A 24932-nucleotide genomic window follows, 5' to 3' on the forward strand; every position below is an offset into this window, starting at 1 on the left:
TGGTTTCCTCCTCAGGCGAGGGTGAGGTTGAGCAGGGCTGAGGCGTTCCGGCCGCGTACGGCGTCGAGATCGGCCTCGGACAGCCGGGCTGCCCGCAAAGCGGCGACGGGGTCGTCGGCACCCATATCGAAGGGGAAGTCGGAACCGAGCAGGACGCGATCGGCCCCGGCCACCCGGATCAGCTCCCGCAGGACGTGCGGGTCGTGGACGAGCGAGTCGAAGTACAGCCGCTTGAGATAGCTGCTCGGCAGGTGCGCGCACCCGGCGCCCGCGTCGGGGCGGGTGGACCAGGCGTGGTCGGAGCGGCCGATGTGGGTGGGCAGGTAGCCCCCGCCGTGGGCGGCGATCAGCTTCAGCCCGGGGTGCCGGTCGAGCACCCCGGAGAAGATGAGGTGGGAGAGGGCGACGGCGTTCTCGGTGGGCTGGCCGACGGTGTTGGACAGGTACCACCGGTCCAGGCGCTCGTCGAGCGTGCACCCGAAGGGGTGCAGGAAGAGCACCGCACCGCTCTCCTCCGCCCGGGTCCACAGAGGCTCGTACGCGGGGTCGGACAACTCGCGCCCCGGTGCATGACTGGAGATCTCCACGCCCAGGAGCCCGTGTCCCAGGGCGTCGTCGAGGGCTTCGACAGCCAGGTCAGGGTGTTGGAGGGGTACGAGTCCGAGCCCCCGCAGCCGCTTGGGGGACGCCGCGCAGTGCGCCGCGGTCGTCTCGTTGGCCAGCCGGTACACCTGCTCGGCCGTCTCCTCGTCGGCCCAGTAGTGGTAGTGCGAGGGGGACGGGCTGACCAACTGCACGTCGACGCCCTGCTGGTCCATCGCCGCGAGGCGCACGGCAACGTCGGTCAGCTTAGGGATGCGCTCACCCACCATGGGGCCGCTCACCGCGAGGGCCTCGGCGCCGTTGCGACGGGCGTCCAGGGCCTTCGCCGCCTCGTGGCCGGGCAGGCCGGCCACGAGCGCCTCGATCGCGGGAAGCAGGACGTGCGCGTGTACGTCCACGGTCGGGGCGGTCACGGCAGCTCCCGGAGCATCGTCATGGTGCGGCCCATCAGGCCGGGAACATCGGCATCGCGTACGCCGTCGAGCTGCCACTGCCCGATCTGTACAGACGCTTCCACCACCGGCCGGACCCTTGCGATCCGCCGCTCGTAGTACTGCTGGAACAGCGTGTCGTCCCAGGTGTCGGACTCGGTCAGGAGCTGAGCGAGGACCCAGGCGTCCTCCAGGGACAGGGCGGCACCCTGGGCGAGGGTGGGCGGGCAGCAGTGGGCGGCGTCGCCGACGAGGACGACCCGGCCCCGGTGCCACGAGCCCTCGACCAGCATGCGGTCGAACCACGTGTAGTTGACCTGCGCCGGGTCGGTGATGTGCTCGGTGATCTCCGGCCAGTTGCCGCCGTAGGCGGAGGCCAGGCGGCGCATCTCGTCGGCGTACGACTCCGGGGGGATCGAGGCGCGGTCGCGGTTGGACTCGACGACGTACGCGTAGAGCGTGGTGTCGCTGGTCGGGCAGTAGCCGGCGATGAAGGCCGGGCCGCCATAGGCGAGGTCGGTGCGCTCCACGCCTGCGGGGCGGGGGGCGGCGACGCGCCAGATGGCCATGCCGGTCGGTTCGGGCTTCGCCGTGATGCCGATGGCGGCCCGGGTCGTGGAGCCGAGGCCGTCCGCGGCGATCGCCAGGTCGTAGCGGCCCTCGGAGCCGTCACTGAAGCGGACGGAGACGCCGTCAGCGTCTTGGTCCATGATCTCTGCGGTGACCCCCAGGCGGACGGAGGCGCCGCTTGCGCGTACGGCCTCGATCAGGATGCGCTGGAGCTGGGGCCGCTGCATGCCGACGGTGGCGGGGAGGTCGTCGCCACCGCTGCGGATGTCGTCCTGCGCGTGCAGGACGGTCCCGTCAGGGGCGGTGATGCCGACCGACCCGAAGCCGAAGCCGGAAGCCTCAATGCGCTCCCACACGCCCAGCTCACGCAGCACGCGCAGGGCGTTGCCCTGGAGGGTGATGCCGGAGCCGGCGGTGGCGTTCCAGTCGTCCTTGGCCTCGATCAGGTGTACGTCGAGGCCGGCTCGCCGCAGCAGTAGGGTCACGGCGTTCCCGGCCGCGCCGCCACCGATCACCAGGACCGTACGAGCTTCATTCATTGGGGGAACTCCCTTGTTCCTGGCTGGGACTACTTGACGGCGACCGGGTTGATGGGGGAGCCGACCGCACCGGTGATGGGAAGAGGCGCTGCGGTGAGCCAGAATTCGTACGCGCCGTCGGCGGCACAGTCCTCGGCAAGTGCCTCCAGGTCCCACATCTCCCCGATGAGCAGGCCGATGTTGGGGATGGCGACCTGGTGCAGCGGCTGGAAGGCGACGTCGAACTCGTTGGGCCGCACCTCGAAGCCCCAGGTGTCGGTCGCGATCGCGGCGATCTCACTGCCGTGCAGCCAGCCGGCGGTGGTGAAGGACAGGCCGGGGGCGGGTCCGCCCGCGTAGTCGCCCCAGCCGTCGCGGCGGGCGCGGGCGAGCTGTCCGGTACGGACCAGGACGATGTCGCCGCGACCGACGCTCACGCCCAGGGCCTCAGCAGTCGCCGTCAGGTGTTCCTCGGTGATGGCGAAGCCGTCGGGCAGCTCACCGTCCTCACCGATCGTGCGGCCGACGTCCAGGAGCACGCCACGTCCGGCGACGTGCGGGGCCATGTGCTCGATGCCGGTGACCAGGTCGCCTTCGGAGGTGACGGTCTTCGCCGCGTCCCGGCCGTTCCACGTCTTGCCGTGGTCGAAGATGTGGCCGAGCCCGTCCCACTGGGTCGAGCACTGCAGCGGCATCGCGATGACGTCGTCGGCACCGCCGAGGCCGTGCGGGAAGCCCTGCAGGCCGAGTGCCGCGTCGGTGCCGGTGTCGAGCATGGTGTGCACCGGATTGGTGCGGCGGCGCCAGCCTTTCTGCGGGCCGTTCATGTCGAAGCTCTGGGCGAGCGAGAAACTGGCGCCCCGGCGGATGAGCGCGGCGGCCTCACGCCGCTTCGCCTCGTCCAGGAAGTTGAGGGTGCCCAATACGTCGTCCGCGCCCCAACGTCCCCAATTGGAGTACGCCTTGGCGGCCTCGGCGATCGAGCCCTCGGGATCGGTGCGGTCAAGGGTCATGACGCCTCCGCGACACAGTGGGTGCGCTGAGCACCGAGTCCGGTGATGGAGCCGTCCATGACATCGCCGTCGCGCAGCAGCCGCCCCCAGTGCATGCCGTTCCCGGCCGGGGAGCCAGTCAGTACCAGGTCACCGGGCAGAAGCCGGGCAGTCTGCGAAGCGTAGGAGACCATGCGTGCGACGTCGAAGATCATGTCCTTCGTGGTCTCGTCCTGCATGGTTTCGCCGTTCAGCTTCAGCACGAGACGCAGGTCGTCGGTGTCCGCGACGGACTCGGCCGGCACGATCCAGGGGCCGAGCGGGGTGAACCCGGGGGCGTTCTTGCTGCGCAGCCAGTCGGTGCCGATCTGCGGCATGTCCCGGCGGAAGACGGTGGCGCGGTCGGTGAGGTCGTTGGCGATGGTGTAGCCGGCGACGTGGCTGAGGGCCTCGGCCACGGTCACCTGGTGGGCGGGGCGGCCGATGACCGCCACCAGCTCCAGCTCCCAGTCGGGCTTCTCGGCCCAGGAGGGGAGTACGACATCGTCGTACGGGCCGGTGATCGCGCTCGGCAGACCGATGAAGACGTAGGGCAGGTCCTCGTTCGCCCGGCGGTCCATGATCTCCGCGGCCTCCGCACGGCGCTCCTCCTCGGAACGGTCGTCGGAGGGGTCCCGGTGCGCGACATGCAGGTCAATCACGTGCTGCCGGTAATTGGCGCCCGACTGGAACACCTGGCGGGGCTCGACCGGTGCGTGCACCCGAAAGTCCGCCAGAGGCCTTCGCTCCTGAGCACTGTCGCCTGCCAGCGCCGTAAGCCGCTCCGCAGCCGTGTCCCAGGTCTCCAGGAGACTACGGATGGACAGGGCCTCGTCACCAAAGGCGGCGCGCAGGTCGACTACCTGGGCGTCCGCCGTGACGAGCGCGGGAAAGGCCGGCCCGTCCGGTACCGAGAGCGTGGCCAGAGCGAACGGCCCGGCGAACAGCGCGGACGCGGATGCAGATTTCACGAACATGTCCTCCTGATTGCGGTGTGACTAATCTGGACCCAGCACCCGGGATCACGGAAATCGATTCTGTGGATGGCCCTCATCCATCGTGTTTATTCCTTCCTGGTCAGCGCCTTACCGCAAGGGGAAATCTCGTGAATCTGGCCCGCCTCGACCTCAACCTCGTCGTCGCTCTGCGTGCCCTGCTGGAGGAGCGCAACGTCACGCGCGCCGGGGAGCGCGTCGGGCTCAGTCAGCCCGCGATGAGCGCTTCCCTCGCCCGGCTGCGCCGCCACTTCGGCGACGATCTGCTCGCCCGTGTCGGCGGACACTACGAACTCACCGCCCTCGGCCAAGTTCTCCTGCATCGCACTGCCACCGCCTACGAAGTGGTGGAACGCCTCTTCGCCAGTCAGGCCGACTTCGATCCGGGCAGCGAGAAGCGCGAGTTCAAACTGGTGGCGTCCGACTACGCGGTCGCCGTGTTCGGGGCCGAACTCGCCCGGGTGGTCCACGAGGAGGCGCCCGGCATCCGGCTGCGCTTCGTCCAGACCCCGCCCACCGTGGTCGACGACACGGCCACGCTGCTGAGCACCACCGACGGTCTGCTCATGCCGCACGGCGTCATCAGTGACTTCCCCGCCACCGACCTCTACGAGGACAGCTGGGTCTTCCTCGTCTCGGACGACCACCCGAGCGTCGAGGACCGGCTCACCCTCAACGATCTGGGACGGTTGCCGTGGGTCACCTACCAGCGGACCTACGACGCCCCCGCCGTGCGCCAGCTCGGCATGCTCGGCATCGAGCCACGCGTGGAAGTCTCCGTCGACAGCTTTCAACTGCTGCCGCTGCTGGTGGCGGGCACTCGGCGCGTCGCCCTGATCCAGGCCCGTCTCGCGCGGCTCCTCGCACCGCTCGCAGCCGTGCACGTGGTGCAGCCGCCCTACGAAGCGGTCCCGCTGCGGGAGGCGATGTGGTGGCACCCGGTGCACACGCACGACGCGGCCCACATCTGGCTGCGTGAAACGACTGCCCGCGTAGGCAGGCGCATGGCCGACGTGGCCGAGGCGCCGACCGCAGACCGATGAGTGTGCGTCCCGACGGCCAGAAGTGAGACCTGGCGGGGAAACATCGCGCCATCCACGGCTTGGATCGACGTCATCCGAAACTTGGATCGCGTGAGGGGTGGGCAGTGCAGCGCCCGGACCGCATAGTCATGGCACGTCACGCGCCCATGCGCCGCGATCTCCGACAGCCGGACTCGCACGCTTCATGGCGCGACCTTCCCGCCTCGCATCCTGGAGTACCGCCATGCCGGTTTCTGCTGACCCGCCTGTCAGTGAGCGCGATGACCACCCGGCTGTGGCGGGCAGGCTGCCGGCTGCTCTGCTGATGGCCGGCAGTTGTCTGCCCATCCTCGGCGCTGTGCTGCTTGCTCCGGTTCTGCCTCGCATGCAGGACCACTTCGAGGGTGTACCGGGTAACGCGGCTTTGGTCCCCCTGGTGCTGACGATCCCGGCGCTGTCACTGGCTCTCCTTGCCCCGTTCGCGGGTGTCATCGTCGATCGACTCGGCCGTAAACGCTTGTTGGTCGTGGCGACGATCCTGTACACGTTGTTCGGAACAGTGCCGCTGTGGCTGGACTCCCTGCCCGGCATCGTGGTCAGCCGCGTGCTGCTGGGGATCGCTGAAGCGGCCATCATGACCTGTTGCACCACCCTGATCGGTGACTACTACACCGGCAAGGTCCGTGACCGCTATTTCGCCCTCCAGACGATGTGCGCGTCGGCATCCGCCACCGTCTTCTTCGTATGCGGAGGTGCTCTCGGGGCGGTCAGCTGGCGTGCACCCTTCTGGCTGTACGCGGTGGGTCTGCTGCTTGCCCCCGTCATGGCCCGGGTGCTGCCGGCACCGGCGCCCAGTGCGAAGCGTGTTGCAGGGGAGGAGCCCGTCGAGGCCGAGCGTCGGCCCTTTCCCGTGCGCCGGATGGCCGGCCTGTGTCTGCTGACGGTGTTCGGTGCGGTTGTCTTTTACGCCGTCCCTGTGGAGATGTCCTACCTCCTCGACGACTTGGGTGTGGAGTCCACCGGCGTCATCGGAGGGGTTACGGCGATCGCCAGCGCCGCCACCGTTGTCGGCTCGATCGTCTTCACCCGGCTCACCGACCGGCCGCGACGTCGACTGCCGGCACTCTTCTTGTTGTGTGCCGCCGGCTTCCTTGTCATGGGAACCGCCGAAAGTCTCCCCGTGTTGATTGCAGGCGCCGTGTTGAACTGCGTCGGGACGGGGCTGCTTCTGCCCTCGCTGCTGACGCTGGCGATGTCCCGGCTCGACTTCGCCGACCGAGGGCGCGGTACCGGACTGTGGACGGCGGCGTTCTTTCTCGGTGAGTTCGTCTGCCCACTGGTCCTCCTGGGAGGCAAGGAAGTTCTGGGCGACCTGGCATCAGCTGTCGGGCTACTCGGACTGGTCACCCTGCTGGTCTCGGCCGCACTGCTGCCCTTGACGCGCCGTACAAGGCAGCGGGAGCTGCATCACCATGCTCCTGAACAGCCCTGACCGATCCAGGTCACCGCGCCGGTACGGCCAGGGTCGACCGGCGCACGACCAGTTCCGGCTGCAGTACGACGTGGGCGTGTTCGTGGCCGGCGCCGCGGGTCGTCTCCTCGACGAGCAGGCGGCCGGCCTGCCGGCCCATCGCCACGGCGGGCCGGCGCACCGAGGTGAGCGGGACGACGGCGGACGCGGCGAATTCGATGTCGTCGTAGCCGACCACCGCGAGGTCCTCCGGCACCTTCAGCCCGGCTTCGTACAGCGCCTGGAGTACGCCCAGGGCAAGCAGGTCGTTGGCGCAGAAAACGGCGGAAGGGCGGTGGGTGAGCCCGAGAATGCGGTGCCCGGCGTCCTTACCCGCGCCCACGGTCAGGTCCGCACAGGCGAACTCCCTCAGGGCTGTGAGCTGGAGTCCGGCCTGGGTGACGGCGTTGACTGCTCCCCTGCGGCGGTCCCGTACCTGCTGGAGGTCCGGACCGCTGACATAGGCGATGGAGCGATGCCCTTGGTCGATCAAGTGGCGTACCGCGGCGTACCCACCCGTCACATCGTCGATGCCGACGGAGCAGGCGCCGGGCTGGGGGCCGTGCTGGTCGGCGATGACGAAGGGAACAGTACTCCGCCGGAAGGCAGCCACTGTGCGCCCGACGGCCTCTCCGGAGGTCAGCACGGCACCTCGGATCCGGTGCGAGGTGATCAGGGAGAGATGGCGCGTCTCCTCTTCGGGGTCGCGGGTGCCGGTGCAGAGCATCACACCGAGGTCGGCCTCGCGGGCGGCCTGTTCCACGCCCATGGCCAGGGCGGTGAAGAACGGGTGAGCCAGATCTGGCACGAGCACTGCGAGGACACGGGCCGCCCATCCATGCAGTTGCCGGGCTCCTTCTGTCCTTACGTACCCCAACGAGTCGATTACTGCCAGTACGCGGGTCCGGGTGGGCCCAGCGACGAGTTCCGGGCGGTTGAGCACGTTGGAAACGGTGCCGAGGGAGACGTCGGCCTCCCGCGCGACATCCTTTATGCCCACTCTGCGGCGTGCGGCATTCTCATGGTTCATCAGAGCCCCCTGTATGAGCCTTGGTTCCAGACACGTCGGGGAGCACACGGCAGGCCCGCTTCCATACGCGGTCTAACTGCCGCTCAGGGCGGCTGTGCTGCCCCGTACCACCAGTCGCGGTGTCATGGAGGTCTGCATGGCCCTGTCGCGTCGGCCCTCCACGCGCTCGATCAGCATGCGCGCGGCGGAAGAGCCCATGGTGTGCCCGGCCTGGTCGACACTGGTCAGCTGGACGGTGGCGAGCGCGGCGAGGGCGGTGTTGTTGTAGCCGACGAGCGAAAGGTCTTCCGGGATACGCAGCCCGAGTTCGTGGGCCGCCCGATAGATGCCCAGAGCGGCCACGTCGGCGCCGGCCATGACGGCGGTCGGCCGTCGCTCGTCCGTCAGCAGGGTCATGCCCGCCTTGAAGCCTCCTTCGTCGGAGTACGCGGCGTGATGGACCTGCACGCGCTCGGCGAGGCCGTGGCGTTCCATGGCAGAGCGGTAGCCGGCGGTCAGGACGACCTCGGGGGTGCGCTTCCACTGATTGGCCTTGGTGCCGGGGGCGGACACAAGGGCGATGTCCCGATGGCCGAGCGCCACCAGGTGATCCACCACCAGTCCCGCGCCCGTGTCGTCGGCGTCGACCACCGAGTCATGAGCGTCGGTGCCGTCGTGGTGGCCGATGACGACGGTCGGGGTGGCCGCCGCCGTCGCCAGTACTTCTGCGCGCGAGGTCCCCGGAGCAATGAGAATCAGGCCGTCCATCTGACGGTCGACCATGGAACGAATGGTCTTCGCCTGTTCATCCGGGTCGAAGCCGGCCGCGCCGATCAGCACCGTGTACTCGCTGGTACGGAGCTCCTCCTGGATGCCGTCGAGGATGTCCGCGAAGAAGGCGTTGCGGACGTTGTCCAGGAGCACACCGATCGTATATGTCCGTCCCCGCATCCCGCGGGCCGCCGCCTGCGGCCGGTAGTCCAGCTCGGCGATGGCAGTCCGCACCTTCTCCTGCATGCCCGGGCTCACGCCGTAGGCGTTGCGCAACACCTTGGACACCGCGGCGACGGACACGCCCGCATGCCGCGCGACGTCGGTGATGGTCACACGCTTGTTCTGCTTCGGTGTGGCGGACCCGCCCATCGTCAGCACTCCGGATTTCCTAGGCGTCGGTGTAACGGTCTACATAATGACGCCTGGATGACGACAAGGCTACTGTCCCATGCCTCAGTGTTACAGCTCCGTGTCTTGACGGATCCATCGGTGCGGTGCAGGGTGTTGCTCACTTCGTGGTGGAGAACGTTACACACAGCCTTCTGCGCGGTCGGACCCGTCTACCTTCCTCAGCGCCGCTCGCCGTTCCTCGCCCCTCTCTCAAAGACCTCCGGGAGTCTTCCGTGTCCCTTCGCATGCCCCGCGTTCGTCGTGCGCGTCTGAGCTTGTTCACGGCCGGCACCGCCTCGCTGGCGCTGCTCACCAGCGCCTGTGGCGGTAGCGGCGCCGGATCCTCGGCCGCGCCCAAGGAGTTCAGCTACCTGAGCGTCACCGAGAACACGACCGTCAAGACCGCCCTGACCACCATGTCCAAGGGTGCGTGCAAGTCGGCGAACGACGCGCTGCCGCTGAAGGTGGAGACCGTCCCGCAGGCGAGCCTGGACCAGAAGCTGCAACTGCTGGCCGGCCAGGACGCGCTGCCGGTGCAGTTCGCTGCGGGCAACGCTCCAGCGTTGACACAGCAGTTGGAGAAGTCGGGCAAGGTCGCCGACCTGGAGAAGGAGCTCAAGTCTCTCGGCGTCCTCGACCAGCTGGAGCCTGCCGCCGTCTCCACGATCAAGGCGCTGTACGGCGGCAAGGTCGAGGTGCTGCCGTACGAATACAACATCGAGGGCATCTTCTACAACAAGAAGCTCTTCCAGGAGAACGGCATAGCCGTGCCGGGCACCTGGGACGAGCTGGTGGCCGGCGCGGCGAAGCTGGACGCCAAGGACATTCAGCCCTTCTCCGCCTCCGGCCAGCAAGGGTGGCCCATCACCCGCCTGGTGAGCACCTACCTGTACCGCAGTCTGGGACCCGACGCCCTCCAGAACGTGGCCGACGGCAAGGCGAAGCTGACCGACCCCGAGTACGTGAAGGCGGCCGAGGAGATCGCCGCCCTAGGCAAGGAGGGCTACTTCGGCAAGGGCGTCGGATCCATCGACTACGACACCGCCATGAACCAGTTCCTCAACGGCAAGGCCGCCATGTTCTACATGGGCAGCTGGGCACTGGCGAACATCTCCGACGCGAAGCAGAACAAGGGCGGCGCGGAGAACGTCGGCTTCATGCCCTTCCCGGCAGTCGCCGGCGGCGAGGGCTCCGTCGACCAGTACCCCTCCAACGTCGGTCTCGGCATCACCCTGGGTGCGAAGTCCTTCGACAAGAAGACCGGCGAGTGGGTGTCCTGTATCGCCAAGAACTACGGCAGCACGGCCCTCAAGGACCATGGCTCAATATCGGGCTTCAAGGTAAACACCGAGGTGAAGGACGCCAACGAGGTCACCGCGCAGGTCCGCGACACCATCGGCGCCTCGAAGCAGAACGTGCTGTGGTTCGAGGCCCTGTTCAGCACCAAGGCCACCACGGTCAGCCAGACCAACGCCGCCGGCCTGGTCGGCGGCAGCATGAGCCCCGAGCAGTTCATGAAGACCGTCCAGGACGCGCTGGCCGCCCAGTGATCAACCGGGGGCGGTCCATCGGCCTCCTCGCGCCGTACGCGTGGGCCGCCCCCGGTTCCGTTCCGACAAGTCTTCAACGGAAACGAAGTGGACACCATCCATGCACCGCGTACTCGGTGACCGCAGGGCCATCGCGATCCTCCTCGGTCCCGCCCTTCTGGTCTATTCATTGATCATGCTGGTCCCGATCGTGTGGTCGCTCGGGTATTCCTTCACCAAGGGCAACACCATCGACGGCTTCTCCGGAAACGGGGCCGCCAACTTCTCCCGCCTGTTCGATGACCCGGCCGTCCGTGACGCCCTGTGGTTCACTCTCAAATACGCCGCCATCGTCACGGTAGGACAGGTCGTCGCCGGCTATCTGCTGGCACTGCTCTACGTGTTCTTCCTCAAGAAGTCCTCCGCGCTCATCCGAACCCTGGCCTTCTTTCCCGTCGTGCTGCCCACCGTCGCCGTGGGCCTGCTCTTCCAGAAGTTTTTCCAGGTCGCCCCGCAGACAGGCCCGGTCAATTCGCTCCTCAACGCGGTCGGGCTTGATTCCATCGATTTCTTCGGCAGCGCGGGAAGCGCATTCTGGGTGCTGATCGTCATGGACATCTGGCGATCCATGGGCTTCTACGCCGTGCTGCTCTTCGCCGGCCTGGTGGACATCCCCGACGAGGTCCTCGAATCGGCCCGCCTTGACGGCGCCTCGGGGCTCCGGCTGATCCGCCACATCGTGCTCCCGCTGTCCCTGCCGGTGCTGATGTCGTCGCTCATCTTCAGCATCAACGGCACCCTGAAGGTCTTCGACTCCGTCGTCGCCCTGACCAACGGCGGCCCCGGCAACGGCACCACCCCGTTGACCTTGTACATGTTCCAGACGTCGTTCACCTACAGCGACTACGGCTACGGCAGCGCCATCGCCCTGCTGCTGACGGTTGTGTGCCTGCTGGTGAGCCTGGTCGTCTACCGCGTCTCGCAGCGCGACATCACGGAGGGCTGAACACATGGCCATCGACACACCTGTGAAGACCTCCGCAGGCCGCTGGAGCCGAGGGCCGTCCGGGAACACCGGGCCGAGCCGCAGGGCCCGGGCGCCGCGGCGCCTGTGGGTAAAGATCGTCGTCACCCTGCTGCTGGTCGTCGAGATCTACCCGCTGATCTGGATGTTCCTGACCTCCCTGAAGTCCAACGACGACTACCTGAACAACTCCACCTGGAGCCTGCCCACGACCTGGGAATGGGGCAACTACTCCGAGGCATGGACCACCGGCCACCTGGGTCTCTACGTCCAGAACAGCCTGCTCGCCGTCCTGCCCGCGCTGGCACTCATGCTGCTCCTGGGCACGGCCGCGGGATTCGCCCTGCAGATCATGGTGTGGAAGGGCCGCAGCCTCACCCTTCTCGTCTTCCTGGCGGGCATGATGGTCCCCCCGCAGATGATCCTCCTGCCGCTGTTCACGGTGTACTTCCAGGCAGGTCTGTCCGGCACCCTGTGGCCGCTGATCCTCACCTACACCGGAACCGGCCTGCCACTGACCGTCTTCATGATGGCCACGTACTACCGCACCGTCCCCCGCGAACTCTTCGAGGCCGCCACCATCGACGGCGCCGGCATCCTGCGCGCCTTCTGGACCATCAGCGTGCCCCTGGTCCGCAACGCCCTGCTCACGGTCGGCCTGGTGCAGTTCTTCTTCATCTGGAACGACCTGCTCATCGCGCTGACCTTCACCAACAACCAGGACCTCCGGACCATCCAGGTCGGTCTGCTCAACTTCACCGGAGACTTCGGCGCCACGCAGTACGGGCCGCTGTTCGCCGCGATCTGCATCAACGTGTTCGGCACCCTCCTGATCTATCTCTTCCTCAACCAGAAGGTCATGAAGGGCCTCACCTCGGGAGCGGTCAAGGGCTGAGCCACGCCCGCGACCCCCGCTCCCGTGTACGTGACGAAAGGCTTTCCTTGCTCCCCCCTCAGCCCTCATCGGTGTCCTTCGAACATCTCCCGGACGGCCTCGGAATCGGGGCTTCCGCCCCGCGCCTGACGTGGACGTTGCCGAAAGGCGGCGGTTCCCAGGAGGCGTACGAAGTCGAACTCACCCGCGCCGGACGGGCCGACCGCACCGGCCGCGTCGCCAGCCGGGACCAGGTGCTCGTCGCCTGGCCCGGCGCACCGCTGACCTCCCGCGAACGTGTAACCGTTCGTGTTCGCGTCTGGACGAGGGACTCCGATGCCCCCTCGGGCTGGAGCGGGCCAAGCGTGGTCGAGGCGGGCCTGCTCGACGCAGCCGACTGGCACGCGGTCCCGGTCGGTGCAGCCTGGGACGAGGACCCGGAAGCCGGCCGTCGCCCGGCACGCGTCCGCAAGGGCTTCCACCTCGACGGCCGTGTCACCAGCGCCCGCCTCTACATCACGGCTCACGGCCTGTACGAGGCGGAGATCAACGGGCGCCGGGTCGGCGACGAGACCCTCGCTCCAGGCTGGACGGTCTACCCGCACCGTCTGCGCTACCGCACCCACGATGTCACCGGACACCTCACCGAAGGCGCCAACACCATCGGCGCGTGGCTCGGTGACGGCTGGTACCGCGGCAAGTACGGCTTCGACGGCGGCACCCGCAACATCTACGGCACCGATCAGTCGCTCATCGCCCAGCTCGAGGTGACGTACGAGGACGGGACCATGGCCATCGTCGCCACGGACGGCACCTGGAGGGCCGCCCCCGGGCCGATTCTGACCAGCGGCCTCTACGAGGGCGAGACGTTCGACGCCCGGCTGCACGACCCCGGCTGGGCCACCCCCACCGGCCAGGGCGCGGGAGAATGGACCCCGGTACGCACCAACAGCCGTGACCTCGGCACTCTCGTCGCCCCTACGGGCCCACCGGTGCGCTGCACCGAGGAGATCGCACCGGTCGAGGTGACCCGCACCGGCGACGACCGCCACCTGCTCGACTTCGGCCAGAACCTTGTCGGCCGCCTCCGCGTCACCCTTGACGGCCCGGCCGGCACCACCGTCACCCTCCGGCACGCCGAGGTCCTGGAGGAGGGCGAACTCGCCACCCGGCCGCTGCGCGAGGCCTACGCCACCGACACCCTGATCCTCTCCGGACGGGGCCCGCTCAGCTGGGAACCACGCTTCACCCTCCACGGCTTCCGCTACGCCGAAGTCAGCGGCTGGACGGCGGACCTGACCGCCGACATGGTGACCGCCCGGGTGTACCACACGGACATGCGCCGCACCGGCTGGTTCGAATGCAGCGACCCCCTGGTCAACCGCCTGCACGAGAACGTCGTGTGGAGCATGCGCGGCAACTTCGTCGACATTCCCACCGACTGCCCACAGCGCGACGAACGCCTCGGCTGGACCGGCGACATCCAGATCTTCGCCCCCACCGCAAGCTTCCTCTACGACTGCGCGGGCATGCTCGACTCCTGGCTCACCGACGTCGGTCTCGAGCAGCTGCCCGACGGCACGATCCCCTGGTACGTCCCCGTCATCCCGGGCGAACCCATGTGGACGCCGATCCACCCGGGGGCCGCCTGGGGCGACGTCGCCACGCTCACCCCCTGGACGCTCCACCAGCGCTTCGGCGACCTTGACCTGCTAGGTCGTCATTACCCCATGGCCAAGAGATGGGTCAACCTCGTGGAAGGTCTCGCGGGGCCGACCCGGCTGTGGGACACAGGCGTCCAGCTGGGGGACTGGCTCGACCCGGCCGCACCACCCGACGACCCGGCCGCAGGCCGGACCGACCGCTACCTCGTCGCCACCGCCTATTTCGCGCACTCCGCCCGCCACCTCGCCCTGTCGGCAGCCGCGCTGGGGAATGACGAGGATGCCGAGCGATACAGTGCACTCGCCGACGAGGTGGCCGATGCCTTCCGCCACCGGTACGTCCTTCCATCGGGACGCATGACGAGCGACAGCCCCACCGCCTACGCTCTCGCACTCGCCTTCGGTCTGCTGACCCCGCCGCAGAGGCAGCCGGCCGGCGACCGCCTGGCCGAGCTGGTCGTCAAGGACGACGCCCGCATCGCCACCGGCTTCGTCGGCACCCCACTGATCTGTGACGCGCTCACCGACACCGGGCACCTCGACGTCGCCTACCGCCTGCTCCTGCAGACCGAATGCCCGTCCTGGCTGTACACCGTGACCATGGGCGCCACGACGATCTGGGAACGCTGGGACAGCCTTCGCCCCGACGGCACCCTCAACCCCGGAGGCATGACGTCGTTCAACCACTACGCTCTCGGAGCCGTCGCCGACTGGCTCCACCGCGTGGTCGGCGGCATCACCGCCACGGGCCCCGGATACCGGAAGATCACCTTCCGCCCACGCCCCGGCGGCGGCATCACATCGGCCCGCACCCGGCATGAAACCCCCTACGGAACGGTGGCCATCTCATGGGAGCAGACTGCCACGGGGCTGACAGCCGACATCGTCGTACCGGAAGGCTGTGAAGCAACCGCAGAACTGCCCGGCTGCACACCGGTCGCTCTGGGACCAGGCGACCACGTCCTCGACACGGCGAGACTCGCCATAAAGGTTGCCTGAACGAACCCTCACGCATCAGCTACAGCAAGCCCGGCGCATGCCTGCATGCGCCGGGCTTTGTCATTGGCATTCCACGGTTCGTCGAACTCTTCAGTATTCGCCCTATGGATGGCATCCATCCATTGGGTTGATAAAGGACGGTCTCGTAAAGTGTTTCAATTGAAATTTCAGATCGCTTTGCTCTATGAAAGGGACTGCCTTGATGGTTGTGAGATTTCCTTGAGGCGCGTGCTCCCCGAGGGTTGACCTGAAGCCGGGAGAGGCCTTAGTTTCCCCTTTGTTGGTCGAAACGTTTCACGAACGGTTATCGCCGGGCACCAAAATTGCTTGCCCTGGGACGCGACGGCGGTCGTCTCGAAAGAGCTGAAGAAATGCGTTTCGCCTCCAAGAGATGTTCGCAGAAGGCCCTCCTCAAGCCGGGGCCGACCGAGTACCTGACTGCTCGGTCGGCCCCCACGGCCGCCCGCCGAGCGGCTGCCGATCGGTTCGGGAGCCGCTGGTCCCAGCTGCCCTTCGGCACCGCACATCCCCTTCTCCCCTTCTCCTGCACGGAGCCTGTGATGAGAACTTCCCGCCGCGTCCGTGCCACCGTCATGGTCACGAGCCTCGCCATGAGCCTGAGCGCTTGCGGTGGGTCCGGCTCGGCATCCGCCGACGACGGCACTCTGAAGATCACCGCCAATGTCACCGACCGCTCAGCCATGAAGACCGTCGTGGCGGCCTTCGCGCGGGAGAATCCGCGGGTGAAGGTCGTGGTGACCTATGCCGACACCGACCAGCTCCAGAGCTCCCTTCCCGCCCAACTGTCCACGGGCGCGGCGCCTGACGTCTTCACCGTCTGGCCCGGCTACGGCAATCCTGCCGCTGTGCGGACGCTGGAGTCCGCCGGTCGACTTGCGGATCTGTCCGGTCTGGAGTTCGCGCGCAGAGTCCCGGAGGACACCAAGTGGGTGACCCGGGTCGGCGGCGCCACCTATGCAGTGCCGGCCAACTACAGCGGTATCGGTGCGATCTACAGCAAGAAGGCCATGCGTGATATCGGCGGCACCACCCCGGAGACGTGGGACGAGTTGCTGCAGCTGTGCGACAAGGCGAAGGCCGGCGGCAAGGTGCTGTTTGCGCTCGGTATCGAGACGCCGTGGGTGACCCAGCTCGTCGATTACGCGTTGGCCGCCACCACTGTCTACGCCGATCATCCGGAGTTCGCGACGGAGATGGGTAACGGCAGGGCCACCTTCGCCGACTCCGGCTGGAGGAAGGCGTTGGAGAAGTACGTCGAGCTCGATGAGCGGGGCTGCTTCAGCAGCGATCCCTCGGGAACGAGCTACGAGACGTCCATCCAGGACGTTGCCGAGGGCAGGGCGGTGGGCGTCATACACGTCGCCAGCAGCACCTCGGCCATCACCGCCACAGCTCCGGAACTACGACTGGCCATGTTCGCCCTGCCCGCGAGCAACAATGCGGCACAGACCCACATGCCCGGCGCCGTGTCGGCCGCTTATGGAGTCAACTCCGACAGTGACAACAAGGAGCTGGCCATGAAGTTCGCCGCGTTCCTCGGGTCCGACATCGGCCAGAACCTCTACAACCAGGACAGCGGCACGCTGCCTGCCATCCCCAACGACCGCTTCACGGCCGACCCCGTTCTCAAGGAACTGGTCGCACACCAGAAGGCCGGCACCACCGTGCCCTTCATGGATCAGCTGTGGCCCAACCCCAAGGTCCAGCAGGAGCACTTCATCCAGATCCAGAAGCTGTTCTCCGGGCGCACTGATATCGACGGCGTCCTTGCCGCCCTCGATGAGGCTTACCAGAAGGGATAGGCCGCAGGCGCCGTGCCCAGGCGGCGCGCGCCAGTGAGCAACCCTCATCCCCGCAAGGTGCGGCGTCACGCTGCTCGCGCCGACCAAGGCGCTGTTCTGCCCTGCCCCGATTCCTCATGGAAGAGCCGCCATGAACCGTCGCACATTTCTCTCAGCCGCCGTCCTCACCGCTCTGGCCTCCGGCATCGCACCGGCCGCCGCAGCGCCCCGCCGTACCGCGGGAGCCGCCCCCGACAGTAGGGCCGTCGCCCTCCTGTCCAGGATGACCGCCGCACAGAAGGAGGCCCTCGTCCGCTGCGACTTCGCAGCCCTGAGTTCCCTCGGCATACCCGCACTGACCATGGTGGACGCCTCAGCCGGCCTGCGCGGGGAAACCGGCGTCACGGCCTTTCCCGTCCCCCTCGCGCAGGCCGCGACATTCGATGTCGACCTCGCCGGCCGGCTCGGCCGGGCGCTGGGCGCCGAAGCACGCGCCAAGGGTTACAACAACCTTCTGGGCCCCACCGTCGACACCGCCCGCACGTGGCACTTCGGCCGGCAGGCCGAGAGCATGGGGGAGGACCCGCTCCTCTCCGGCACCCTCGGCGCGGCGCTCACCCGGCGCATCCAGGAACAGCACGTCGTCGCCACCGTCAAGCACTTCAGCGCCTACACCCAGGAAGTCAACCGCTTCTTCGTCGACGCGCAGATCTCCGACCGGGCACTGCACGAGATCTACCACGCCGCCTTCGAACGCATCATCGACGCAGTGCCCGTCACTTCGGTGATGATGGCCTACCCCAAGATCAACGGAACGTTCGCCACTCAGAGCCCCGCACTGTTCAACGACCTCAAGAAGACCATTGGTCTGGAGGGCTACACCGTCCCCGACTTCTGGGCCGGCGACGACCCCGTGGGAGCCGTCAAGGCAGGCGTGGACCTCGGCGGACTCGGCCCCGGAGGCGTGAAGATACCTGTCGGCGGCCTCACCGACGGCAGCGTCCCCACCACCCGCCTGGACGACGCCGCCCTGCGCATCCTCAACACCATGTATGTCAACGGCCTGTTCGACCACCCCGTCCCGGCGCCCGCCGCGAACGTCAGTACCCAGGCACACAAGGACCTCGCCCACGACCTCGCCGTCAACTCCACGGTCCTGCTCACCAACCGCAGCCAAGCCCTCCCACTGCCCTCCACCATCAAGTCGCTCGCCGTGATCGGCCCGGCCGAGAACACCGCCCTGACAGGCGTCTCCGGCTCCACCTACGTAAACCCCGGCACCTGGACCACCCCGCTGGCGGCCATCAAGGACCGGGCCGGCACCGGGATCGCCGTCACCTACCGTCAGGGAACCCTCGGAGACATCCCCCTCGCCGCCGTCCCGGCGACGGTGCTGCGCACAGCCTCCGGCGCGGCGGGGCTGACCGGCAGCTTCTACGCCGCGGCCCAGCCGTCCGGTACTCCCGTCGCCACACAGGTCAGCGCCGGAATCGACTTCACCAGTGCGCCCGTGGCCGGTCTGCCCGCCGTGTGGTCGGCCCGCTGGAGCGGCACCCTCACGCCGACCACCGCGGGTCTGCACCGTTTCTCACTGCTGCCCGCAGGCACCACCAAGCTCGTCATCAACGGCAAGACGGTTATCTCCGGCACCCGGCACAGCCGCCGGTTCTTCCTCGGGCCGTACGACTACCCGCTCCAGGGCACCATCGACCTCACAGCTGGGAAGGCGGTGAGCATCAGCGTCGAGTACAGCAACAGCACCGCAGACTCCGGTACCTGCGGTCTCACCCTCGGCTGGCAGCCGAAGTCCCTCATTCCCGACGCGGTTGCCGCAGCACGGACCAGCGACGGCGCCGTCGTCATCGTCAACCGGGTCGCGGGCGAGGACATGGACCACGGCTCCCTCAACCTGCCGGGTGACCAGGACAAACTCATCTCCGACGTCGCAGCGGCCAACTCCCGCACCATCGTGGTCCTGAACACCGACGGCCCTGTCGCCATGCCATGGATCAACGATGTCGAAGCGGTCGTCCAGCTCTGGTACGCCGGCCGCGCCACGGGCACCGCACTGGCAGCCGTCCTCTTCGGCGACGCAGACCCTTCAGGCCGTCTTCCGGTCACTTTCCCCGTCACAGCATCGCAGGGACCCGGGACCACGGAGGCCACCTACCCGGGCAATGGCCCCACGGTCTCCCACAGCGAGGGTCACCTGGTCGGCTACCGCTACTACGACGCGAAGAACCAGAGCCCGCTGTTCCCCTTCGGGCACGGCTTGTCCTATACCACCTTCAACCTCGGCTCCTTGGAAACGTCCTACAACACAGCGGCCAAGACGCTGACTGCCGCTGTCACCCTCACCAACTCCGGATCGCGCGAAGGTACCGAGGTCGTGCAGCTCTACGCGGGGCTGCCTGCCGGCGCCCAGGCCGAGCCACGGCGACTGATCGGCTTCCGCAAGGTCACGCTCGCCGCCGGTGCGAGTACCCGGATCGCCTTCAGCGTCACTGCCCGCGACTTGTCGGTGTGGACTGCCGGCGCCTGGAAGCTCACCCCCGGCTCCTGCACCGTCCACGTCGGTCGGTCCTCACGCAGCCTGTCCGCACAGCGCCTCGTCACCATCAACTGAGTCGAATGAACCCCGCCGAGGGCGACAGACTCTGCAGAGGCAGAAACTCACCTGCATCTTGAGGGCGGTTCCTGCGGACGAGCGCCATGTCGGCCTTCACGTCCATTCGCGGCATGAAGGCCGACGTTGTGCTGGACGAGGGTCGGAAAATCCCCGCAGACGGTAACTGCAACATCAAAGGCTTCGTATGCCGCGCGCAGGCATGGGACCGCGGATACCGAACTGCGGCCGGATACTTCCGTACGGACGGAGACCTTGAAGTCCCACGCCTACACAGCGCCGCCGGCCTGCGCCTGGACGCCTGGCAGCGCACAGCACGCCGCAACGGTCGCCTCACCGAAAGCGCGATCGACGGGCCCCGGAAGCCGTCTCGGCTTCCGGGGCCCCGGCGTCTTACTGATCGTTTCAGAATGACTCTGGCTGAGAGCAGCACTCCTGTTGGCACTTGTGCGGCTGAGTTGGCACCTTGGCCCATGGCCGCGTGTCTGCGGCCTGAGTAAAAGAGGCCAATCCGGACGGATCGGACGTAGGAGTGGGTGTATGGGCGGAGATGCGGAGCGGGAATGCTGGGAGTTGCGGTCGGGAGTCGGTGTGGGTCCGTTGCAGTTCGGGATGTCTCCGGCCGGGGTCGCCCAGGCACTTTCGGTCTCCGGACCGCAGGAACGGGTTGGCGGTCCGTATGCGCAGGAAGACTTCCCGGATGGGGTGAAGACGTTCTACGACGCGGGCAAGCTCGCCTGCGTTGCGCTGGACGCTGTCACAGGTCCGCAGGTCTTCCTGTCCGGCTTCCCGCTGGCGGGGAGCGATCCGGAGCGGGGGCAGCAGTTCCTGCTGGACCACGCTGCGGAGCATGGGAACGGGGTTCTCTATACGCCTGATGACTCGCTTTCCCTGACTGATCTCGGGGTTCTATTGCGCTCGCAGCAGGTCGGGGCAGCGCGCCTGACGCGGCCGCTCTTCGTGAAGGAGGAGTGGCTGGATTCGCAGTACTTCCGGGACCACCTTCCACTGGAGGGCGCCTCAGGCTGAGCGCTCGATCTGGCGAACGGCGCCAGACTCCGCGCTCGAAGGACGGGCAGATGCCTTGGTCTTGTGCTTGACGATCTTGGTGGGCAAGGTGTTCGGGTGCGAGCTGATCTTGTTCCAGACGACCTGTGGGAGCGGGTGGCCCCGTTGCTGCCACCCGCTCCCGAACGACGCCACCGGCATCCCGGGCGGTTGCGTGTTCCCGACCGAACAGCACTCGCCGGCGTTCTGTTCGTGCTGCGGACCGGTGTCGCCTGGCGGGACGTCCCGGCTGAGACTGTGGGCTGTTCCGGCGTGACGGCCTGGCGCCGGCTGCGGGACTGGACCGAGGCTGGCGTCTGGCCACGCCTGCACGCCGCCCTGCTTGCTGAGCTTCGGCACGCCGGGCTGCTGGACCTGGACGACTGTTCCGTAGACGGATCGCACGTCCGGGCCCTCAAAGGGGGGACCACGTTGGACCCTCACCTGTTGACCGTGCCCGCCCCGGATCCAAGCACCACCTGATCGTCGACCGCCACGGAACCCCAATCGCCGTCACACTCACTGGCGGCAACCGACACGACATCACCCAGCTCCTGCCCCTGCTCGACGCGGTCCCGCCGATCCGGGGAGCTCGGGGACGGCCACGCCGCAAACCCCGGCGTCTGTACGGCGACCGGGGCTACGACTTCGACAAGTACCGCCGCCTGCTGTGGAAACGCGGCATCAAACCCATGATCGCCCGACGGGGCGTCGCCCACGGCTCCGGGCTGGGCAAGGTCCGCTGGGTGGTCGAGCGCACCTTCGCCTGGCTCCACCAGTTCAAACGGCTCCGCACCCGCTACGAACGCCGCGCCGATCTCCACCAAGGGCTGCTCGACCTGGCTTGCAGCCTCATATGCCTCCGCCGCCTTCGTATCTCATTCTGAAACGATCAGTTAGAGCACCTTGAGGGCCGTGAGCACGGCCAGGCACAGGAGCAGGCAGCCAGCGAACAGGGGGCGGGCGTTCGCGCGGGCTCGGCGGTGTCCGCGCGAGCGGTGGTGGCCCCGACCACCGCCCGGGGGCCAGGCCCCGTGCCTCAAGGGGCCTGGCCCCGTCACTCACGGCCCCTCGAACGGCGACTCGCGGCAAGAACGCGATGCGTCGGATCTCGGGCCGGCCGCGGTGGTCCGCAGTGTTTGTCCTCATAACTGACGATGCTGGTGAGTTGTCCGTCTCGGGAAACCCTGGCTTTCGTCAACCGGCGCACACGAACCATGGTGATCGAATTCAGTGGAGCAGGGCGGCACGGGCTGCTCCACGTGCCGCGGCGGGCGGGGGTGCCTACCGCTGCCGGCGCGCCGCCCAGGGTGGTGCGCAACCCGTCGCTGCCGTTGGGGGTCGGTCCCGCGGCGCGGGACATCCACCCGCAGAGGCCGATCGGCGTGGAGGGGCGCAGGTCGCGCCCGTACCTCGTTCGCGTCGAAACTCGGACGACCGGAAGACCGATGTGCCGTACCGGGAACAGCCTGTCCTGTCGGCACGGTTACATCGACCGAGGTGCCGGCGCCGCACGAGCGAGGACGCGGAGGCCGCATGGTGGTCCGCCCCACCAGGATCGGGGCCCCAGAATCGCAGGAGGCCCGCCGCGCCCTCTGACCACGACGTATTTCTGCAGGAGGACTGCTTCATGACTGACCGCCCCTTGACGCTGATGGCAGTGCACGCCCACCCCGACGACGAGGCCACCGGAACCGGAGGGGTCCTCGCACGGTACGCGGCGGAAGGCATGCGCACGGTACTCGTGACCTGTACCGACGGCGGTTGCGGAGACGGACCGGGGGGTGTCAAGCCGGGCGATCCCGGGCACGATCCGGCGGCCGTCGCCTTGATGCGCCGTCAAGAACTCGAGGCGAGCTGTGAGGTCCTGAAGGTCAGCGATCTGGAGATGCTGGACTACGCCGACTCCGGGATGGTGGGCTGGCCCAGCAACGACGCCCCCGAATCCTTCTGGCAGACCCCGGTGGAGAAGGGTGCCGCCCGGCTCGCGGAGCTCATGCGGCACTATCGGCCCGATGTGGTCGTCACCTATGACGAGAACGGCTTCTACGGTCACCCCGACCACATCCAGGCCCACCGCATCACGATGGCTGCGCTGGAGATGACCACGCTGACACCGAAGGTGTACTGGACGACGATGCCCCGCTCGCTGATGCAGCGGTTCGGGGAGACCATGCGCGAATTCCAAGAGGACATGCCGGAGCCGGACCCCGCAGAGGCCGCCGCGATGGCCGAGATCGGCCTTCCTGACGACGAGATCACCACGTGGGTGGACACGACGGCGTTCAGCGGGCAGAAGTTCGATGCCCTGGCCGCGCACGCCAGCCAGGGCGAGAACATCTTCTTCCTCAAGATGGGCAAGGAGAGGTTCGGTGAGTTGATGGGCATGGAGACCTTCGTGCGTGTCAAGGACGGCACCGGCGCGGCCATACCCGAGAACGATCTCTTCGCCGGGCTGCGCTGATCCCCTCGTGCGACCGGGGCGTGGGAATACGCGCCGGTCGCACGGCGTAATTGAGAGGGTCACGTGCGCGGAGGCCGGTAGGGCTGCCGCGGGGTGTACCTCCTGCGCGCGATGGCAGGCGCGCGCCGACTCGGAGCCGACGCCGTCGCGGCACCGGGCCGTTCTCTTCGGATCACGAAGCGGGGGCCTCCGTCCCAAGGCCGGAGGGACGATCGGTGGAGCTGACCTGGCGGCATGTCCATCCCCTGACGTGACGGGCGTCGCGGCCACGCGCCGCAGCGGCCGCTCAGAGGTGGCCGTCCAGGAAATTCCGTAGCTCGGCGATGGTCATGGGCTCCGTGCCGTGCGCCACCGGCTCTCCCTCCTTCAGCAGGACGCAGGACGGGGCGCCGGTGATCCCGTATCGCGCGGTTGCGGCCGGACAACGCGTGATGTCGACGCGGACGGCCGTCAGACGGCCCGTGTACTCGTCGGCGATGCCACCCACGACGAGATCCATCGCCCGGCAGGGTTCGACTGCCTTGGGCCATGTCCCGGTGAAGTACGCGAGGACCGGGACTCCGCTCATCCCGAGGATGAAATCGAATTCCGCGTCCTCACGGGGTCGGTGAACCCGCTTCGCCATGACCGCTCCTGACCTCACGTTCCGTCATTCCCTCCCCATCATCCCCCGCGCGATCTGCCGGGCCGGCCCGTCGGTCGTCCGATCGACCTGTCGGAGGGAAGGCACGGGGCGTCGCGGAACCACGGTGGTCCTCGGCGCGAGCGGCCCGGTCCCCGCCCCTGGGGGTGACCCCTGCCGGGCTTGTCCGGTCTTCACGGCACCCCCTGCCCTCAGCCGGTCAGGCACGGTTCCCGGACCGCTCGCGGACGTGGTCGTGGACGGTCGACGTACGCGTCAGCCGGCCCGAAGACCGACCGCCAGCGTCAGTTCGAGGACCCGGTGTGGCGATGCGAGATCCGGGAACAGCCCCCGCAGCTGCGACATCCGGTACCGGACCGTCTGGGGATGGACGAACAACGCCGCCGCCACCTCGTCCCGCCTGCCCTGATGCAGCAGCCACTCCCGCAACGTCTCCTCCAGCCGCCGTGCGGTCGCGGCGGGCAAGGTCCGCAACGGTGAGAGGGCTCGGGCACGCAGGTCCGCGAACGCGTCCGCGTCGGCGCTCAGCACCAGCTCGGGCAGGTGGTCCTCGGTGTCGCGAATATCAGAGGAGAGGGAGCGCGCGCGTATGGCTCGTGCGTACGAGGCGGACGCGCGAGTCCAGGGGCGGGCCGGGCCGACCACGGCGTTGCGGTCGGTCAGCTGCCGCAGGAGATGTGATCGGTCGGCATCGGGGACGAGCAGCACACCGGTGGCGTCCGGCAGATCGTCGAGGACGAGGGTGCTCGGGTCGAGTGCGCGGTAGACCGGCCGGGCCTGGTCGGCGGGCAGCAGGACCGCGGTGAGCGAAACCGGAGGCTGCCACCCGGCCCGTTGAACAGAGGCCAGCAGCACGTCGGGGCTCGCGCCGGCGAGGAGGTCGCGGGCCAGGTGTTCCAGGTGGCGCTCGTGGGCCCTGCCCCGGGCGGCCAGTTCGTCGGCGTGGCCCGCGGCGCTCGCGGCGGAGAGCTCGTCGATGTAGGCGAACGTCAGCTCGGCGAACTTGGCGACCTCGGCGGCGGGCAGGCCTGCGGGCACGGCACCCGCTGCCAGGCATCGCCAGGCCACGCGGGCGCCGACGCGGTAGGCGCCGAGCAGAGCGTCCATCGAACGGCCGTCGCGCACCTCGCCGCGGCCCAGCTCGTAGGCTGCCTCACCGGCGTCGCCGCCCGTGGCGTTCCCGCTCGCGAGGTCCAGGTAGTGCCCCAGGGCGGTACGGACGGCCCGGCGGATGGTGACGCCCATGCGGCCCGAAAGGGCGTTGGCGTAGGGAGGGACCTCGTCGATGATCGCTTGGACGACCTCCTCCGCGGTGGTCCTCAGCGCGGCCCGAAGTGCGGTGACCGTCGTCTCATCCAGGGCCAGTTCGCTGGCCCTCCGGATTGCATGGCTCACTTTTTGTTCCTT

The 24932-nt window shown here is 68.1% G+C and carries 19 protein-coding genes; 11 read left to right on the top strand and 8 right to left on the bottom strand.

What is annotated here, in order from left to right; translation table 11 throughout:
• Window positions 1-11 precede the first annotated feature (11 nt).
• Genes OG927_RS29715 through OG927_RS29730 form a run of 4 tightly spaced genes read right to left on the bottom strand, consistent with a single transcriptional unit; the run spans window position 12 to window position 4130 of the window.
• Complete coding sequence (locus OG927_RS29715) at window positions 12-1016, bottom strand: amidohydrolase family protein (protein ID WP_056790337.1); 1005 nt, start codon at window positions 1014-1016, stop codon at window positions 12-14.
• Entirely contained in the window at window positions 1013-2143 is a 1131-nt protein-coding gene (locus OG927_RS29720; RefSeq protein ID WP_124280434.1) for an FAD-dependent oxidoreductase, read from the bottom strand. The genes OG927_RS29715 and OG927_RS29720 overlap by 4 nt, the downstream gene beginning before the upstream one ends.
• 29 nt (window positions 2144-2172) lie before the next feature.
• A complete protein-coding gene (locus tag OG927_RS29725) occupies window positions 2173-3135 on the bottom strand; it encodes a cyclase family protein (RefSeq protein WP_124280433.1) in 963 nt (320 codons plus the stop codon).
• Window positions 3132-4130 (bottom strand): fumarylacetoacetate hydrolase family protein, encoded by a 999-nt coding sequence (locus tag OG927_RS29730; protein ID WP_124280432.1) that lies wholly within the window; start codon window positions 4128-4130, stop codon window positions 3132-3134. Before OG927_RS29730 ends, OG927_RS29725 begins: the two co-directional genes overlap by 4 nt.
• A gap of 128 nt (window positions 4131-4258) precedes the next feature.
• Here OG927_RS29730 and OG927_RS29735 point away from each other — a divergent pair, with 128 nt between their 5' ends.
• A complete protein-coding gene (locus OG927_RS29735) occupies window positions 4259-5191 on the top strand; it encodes a LysR family transcriptional regulator (protein ID WP_056790326.1) in 933 nt (310 codons plus the stop codon).
• A gap of 223 nt (window positions 5192-5414) precedes the next feature.
• Entirely contained in the window at window positions 5415-6662 is a 1248-nt protein-coding gene (locus OG927_RS29740; RefSeq protein WP_124280431.1) for an MFS transporter, read from the top strand.
• Between the two features lie 10 nt (window positions 6663-6672).
• On the opposite strand, the gene OG927_RS29745 is transcribed toward OG927_RS29740, so the two are convergent.
• Both OG927_RS29745 and OG927_RS29750 read right to left on the bottom strand, forming a co-directional pair.
• A complete protein-coding gene (locus tag OG927_RS29745) occupies window positions 6673-7710 on the bottom strand; it encodes a LacI family DNA-binding transcriptional regulator (RefSeq protein ID WP_330321084.1) in 1038 nt (345 codons plus the stop codon).
• 72 nt (window positions 7711-7782) lie between these two features.
• Window positions 7783-8796, bottom strand: coding sequence for a LacI family DNA-binding transcriptional regulator (locus OG927_RS29750; RefSeq protein ID WP_056790610.1), 1014 nt, complete (start codon window positions 8794-8796; stop codon window positions 7783-7785).
• 302 nt (window positions 8797-9098) lie between these two features.
• On the opposite strand from OG927_RS29750, the gene OG927_RS29755 reads away from it, so the two are divergent.
• From OG927_RS29755 to OG927_RS29795, 9 genes are all read left to right on the top strand, one after another.
• Window positions 9099-10403: an ABC transporter substrate-binding protein gene (locus OG927_RS29755; protein ID WP_330321085.1), complete on the top strand. Its 1305-nt coding sequence runs from the start codon at window positions 9099-9101 to the stop codon at window positions 10401-10403.
• Between the two features lie 100 nt (window positions 10404-10503).
• Window positions 10504-11388: a carbohydrate ABC transporter permease gene (locus OG927_RS29760; protein WP_330321086.1), complete on the top strand. Its 885-nt coding sequence runs from the start codon at window positions 10504-10506 to the stop codon at window positions 11386-11388.
• Window positions 11389-11392: 4 nt separating this feature from the next.
• Window positions 11393-12301: a carbohydrate ABC transporter permease gene (locus OG927_RS29765; protein WP_056790307.1), complete on the top strand. Its 909-nt coding sequence runs from the start codon at window positions 11393-11395 to the stop codon at window positions 12299-12301.
• Between the two features lie 71 nt (window positions 12302-12372).
• Window positions 12373-14943, top strand: a complete 2571-nt coding sequence (locus tag OG927_RS29770; RefSeq protein ID WP_330321087.1) for a family 78 glycoside hydrolase catalytic domain — start codon at window positions 12373-12375, stop codon at window positions 14941-14943.
• 560 nt (window positions 14944-15503) lie between these two features.
• The gene (locus OG927_RS29775) at window positions 15504-16766 is read left to right on the top strand and encodes an ABC transporter substrate-binding protein (protein WP_209469214.1); all 1263 of its coding nucleotides are present in this window, start codon (window positions 15504-15506) and stop codon (window positions 16764-16766) included.
• A gap of 130 nt (window positions 16767-16896) precedes the next feature.
• Window positions 16897-19371, top strand: a complete 2475-nt coding sequence (locus OG927_RS29780; protein WP_330321088.1) for a glycoside hydrolase family 3 protein — start codon at window positions 16897-16899, stop codon at window positions 19369-19371.
• 540 nt (window positions 19372-19911) lie between these two features.
• Window positions 19912-20400: a hypothetical protein gene (locus OG927_RS29785; protein WP_199862824.1), complete on the top strand. Its 489-nt coding sequence runs from the start codon at window positions 19912-19914 to the stop codon at window positions 20398-20400.
• 96 nt (window positions 20401-20496) lie between these two features.
• Window positions 20497-21305 (top strand): IS5 family transposase gene (locus OG927_RS29790; protein WP_199862825.1). Its coding sequence is split into 2 segments (ribosomal slippage): window positions 20497-20836 and window positions 20836-21305, totalling 810 coding nucleotides; the frame shifts between segments, so codons are not numbered across the junction.
• Between the two features lie 743 nt (window positions 21306-22048).
• On the top strand, window positions 22049-22882 hold the full coding sequence (locus OG927_RS29795) for a PIG-L family deacetylase (protein WP_056800489.1): 834 nt from the start codon (window positions 22049-22051) through the stop codon (window positions 22880-22882).
• Between the two features lie 286 nt (window positions 22883-23168).
• Here the strand turns inward: OG927_RS29795 and OG927_RS29800 are convergent, their stop codons facing one another.
• The gene (locus OG927_RS29800) at window positions 23169-23507 is read right to left on the bottom strand and encodes a thioredoxin family protein (protein WP_056800486.1); all 339 of its coding nucleotides are present in this window, start codon (window positions 23505-23507) and stop codon (window positions 23169-23171) included.
• Window positions 23508-23780: 273 nt separating this feature from the next.
• Window positions 23781-24920 carry a PucR family transcriptional regulator gene (locus OG927_RS29805; protein WP_330321089.1) on the bottom strand — a complete coding sequence of 380 codons (1140 nt, stop codon included), beginning with the start codon at window positions 24918-24920 and terminating at the stop codon, window positions 23781-23783.
• Between the last annotated feature and the right edge of the window lie 12 nt (window positions 24921-24932).

Source organism: Streptomyces clavifer, from assembly GCF_036345975.1.
In the GTDB taxonomy this organism is placed as follows: Bacteria; Actinomycetota; Actinomycetes; order Streptomycetales; family Streptomycetaceae; genus Streptomyces; species Streptomyces clavifer.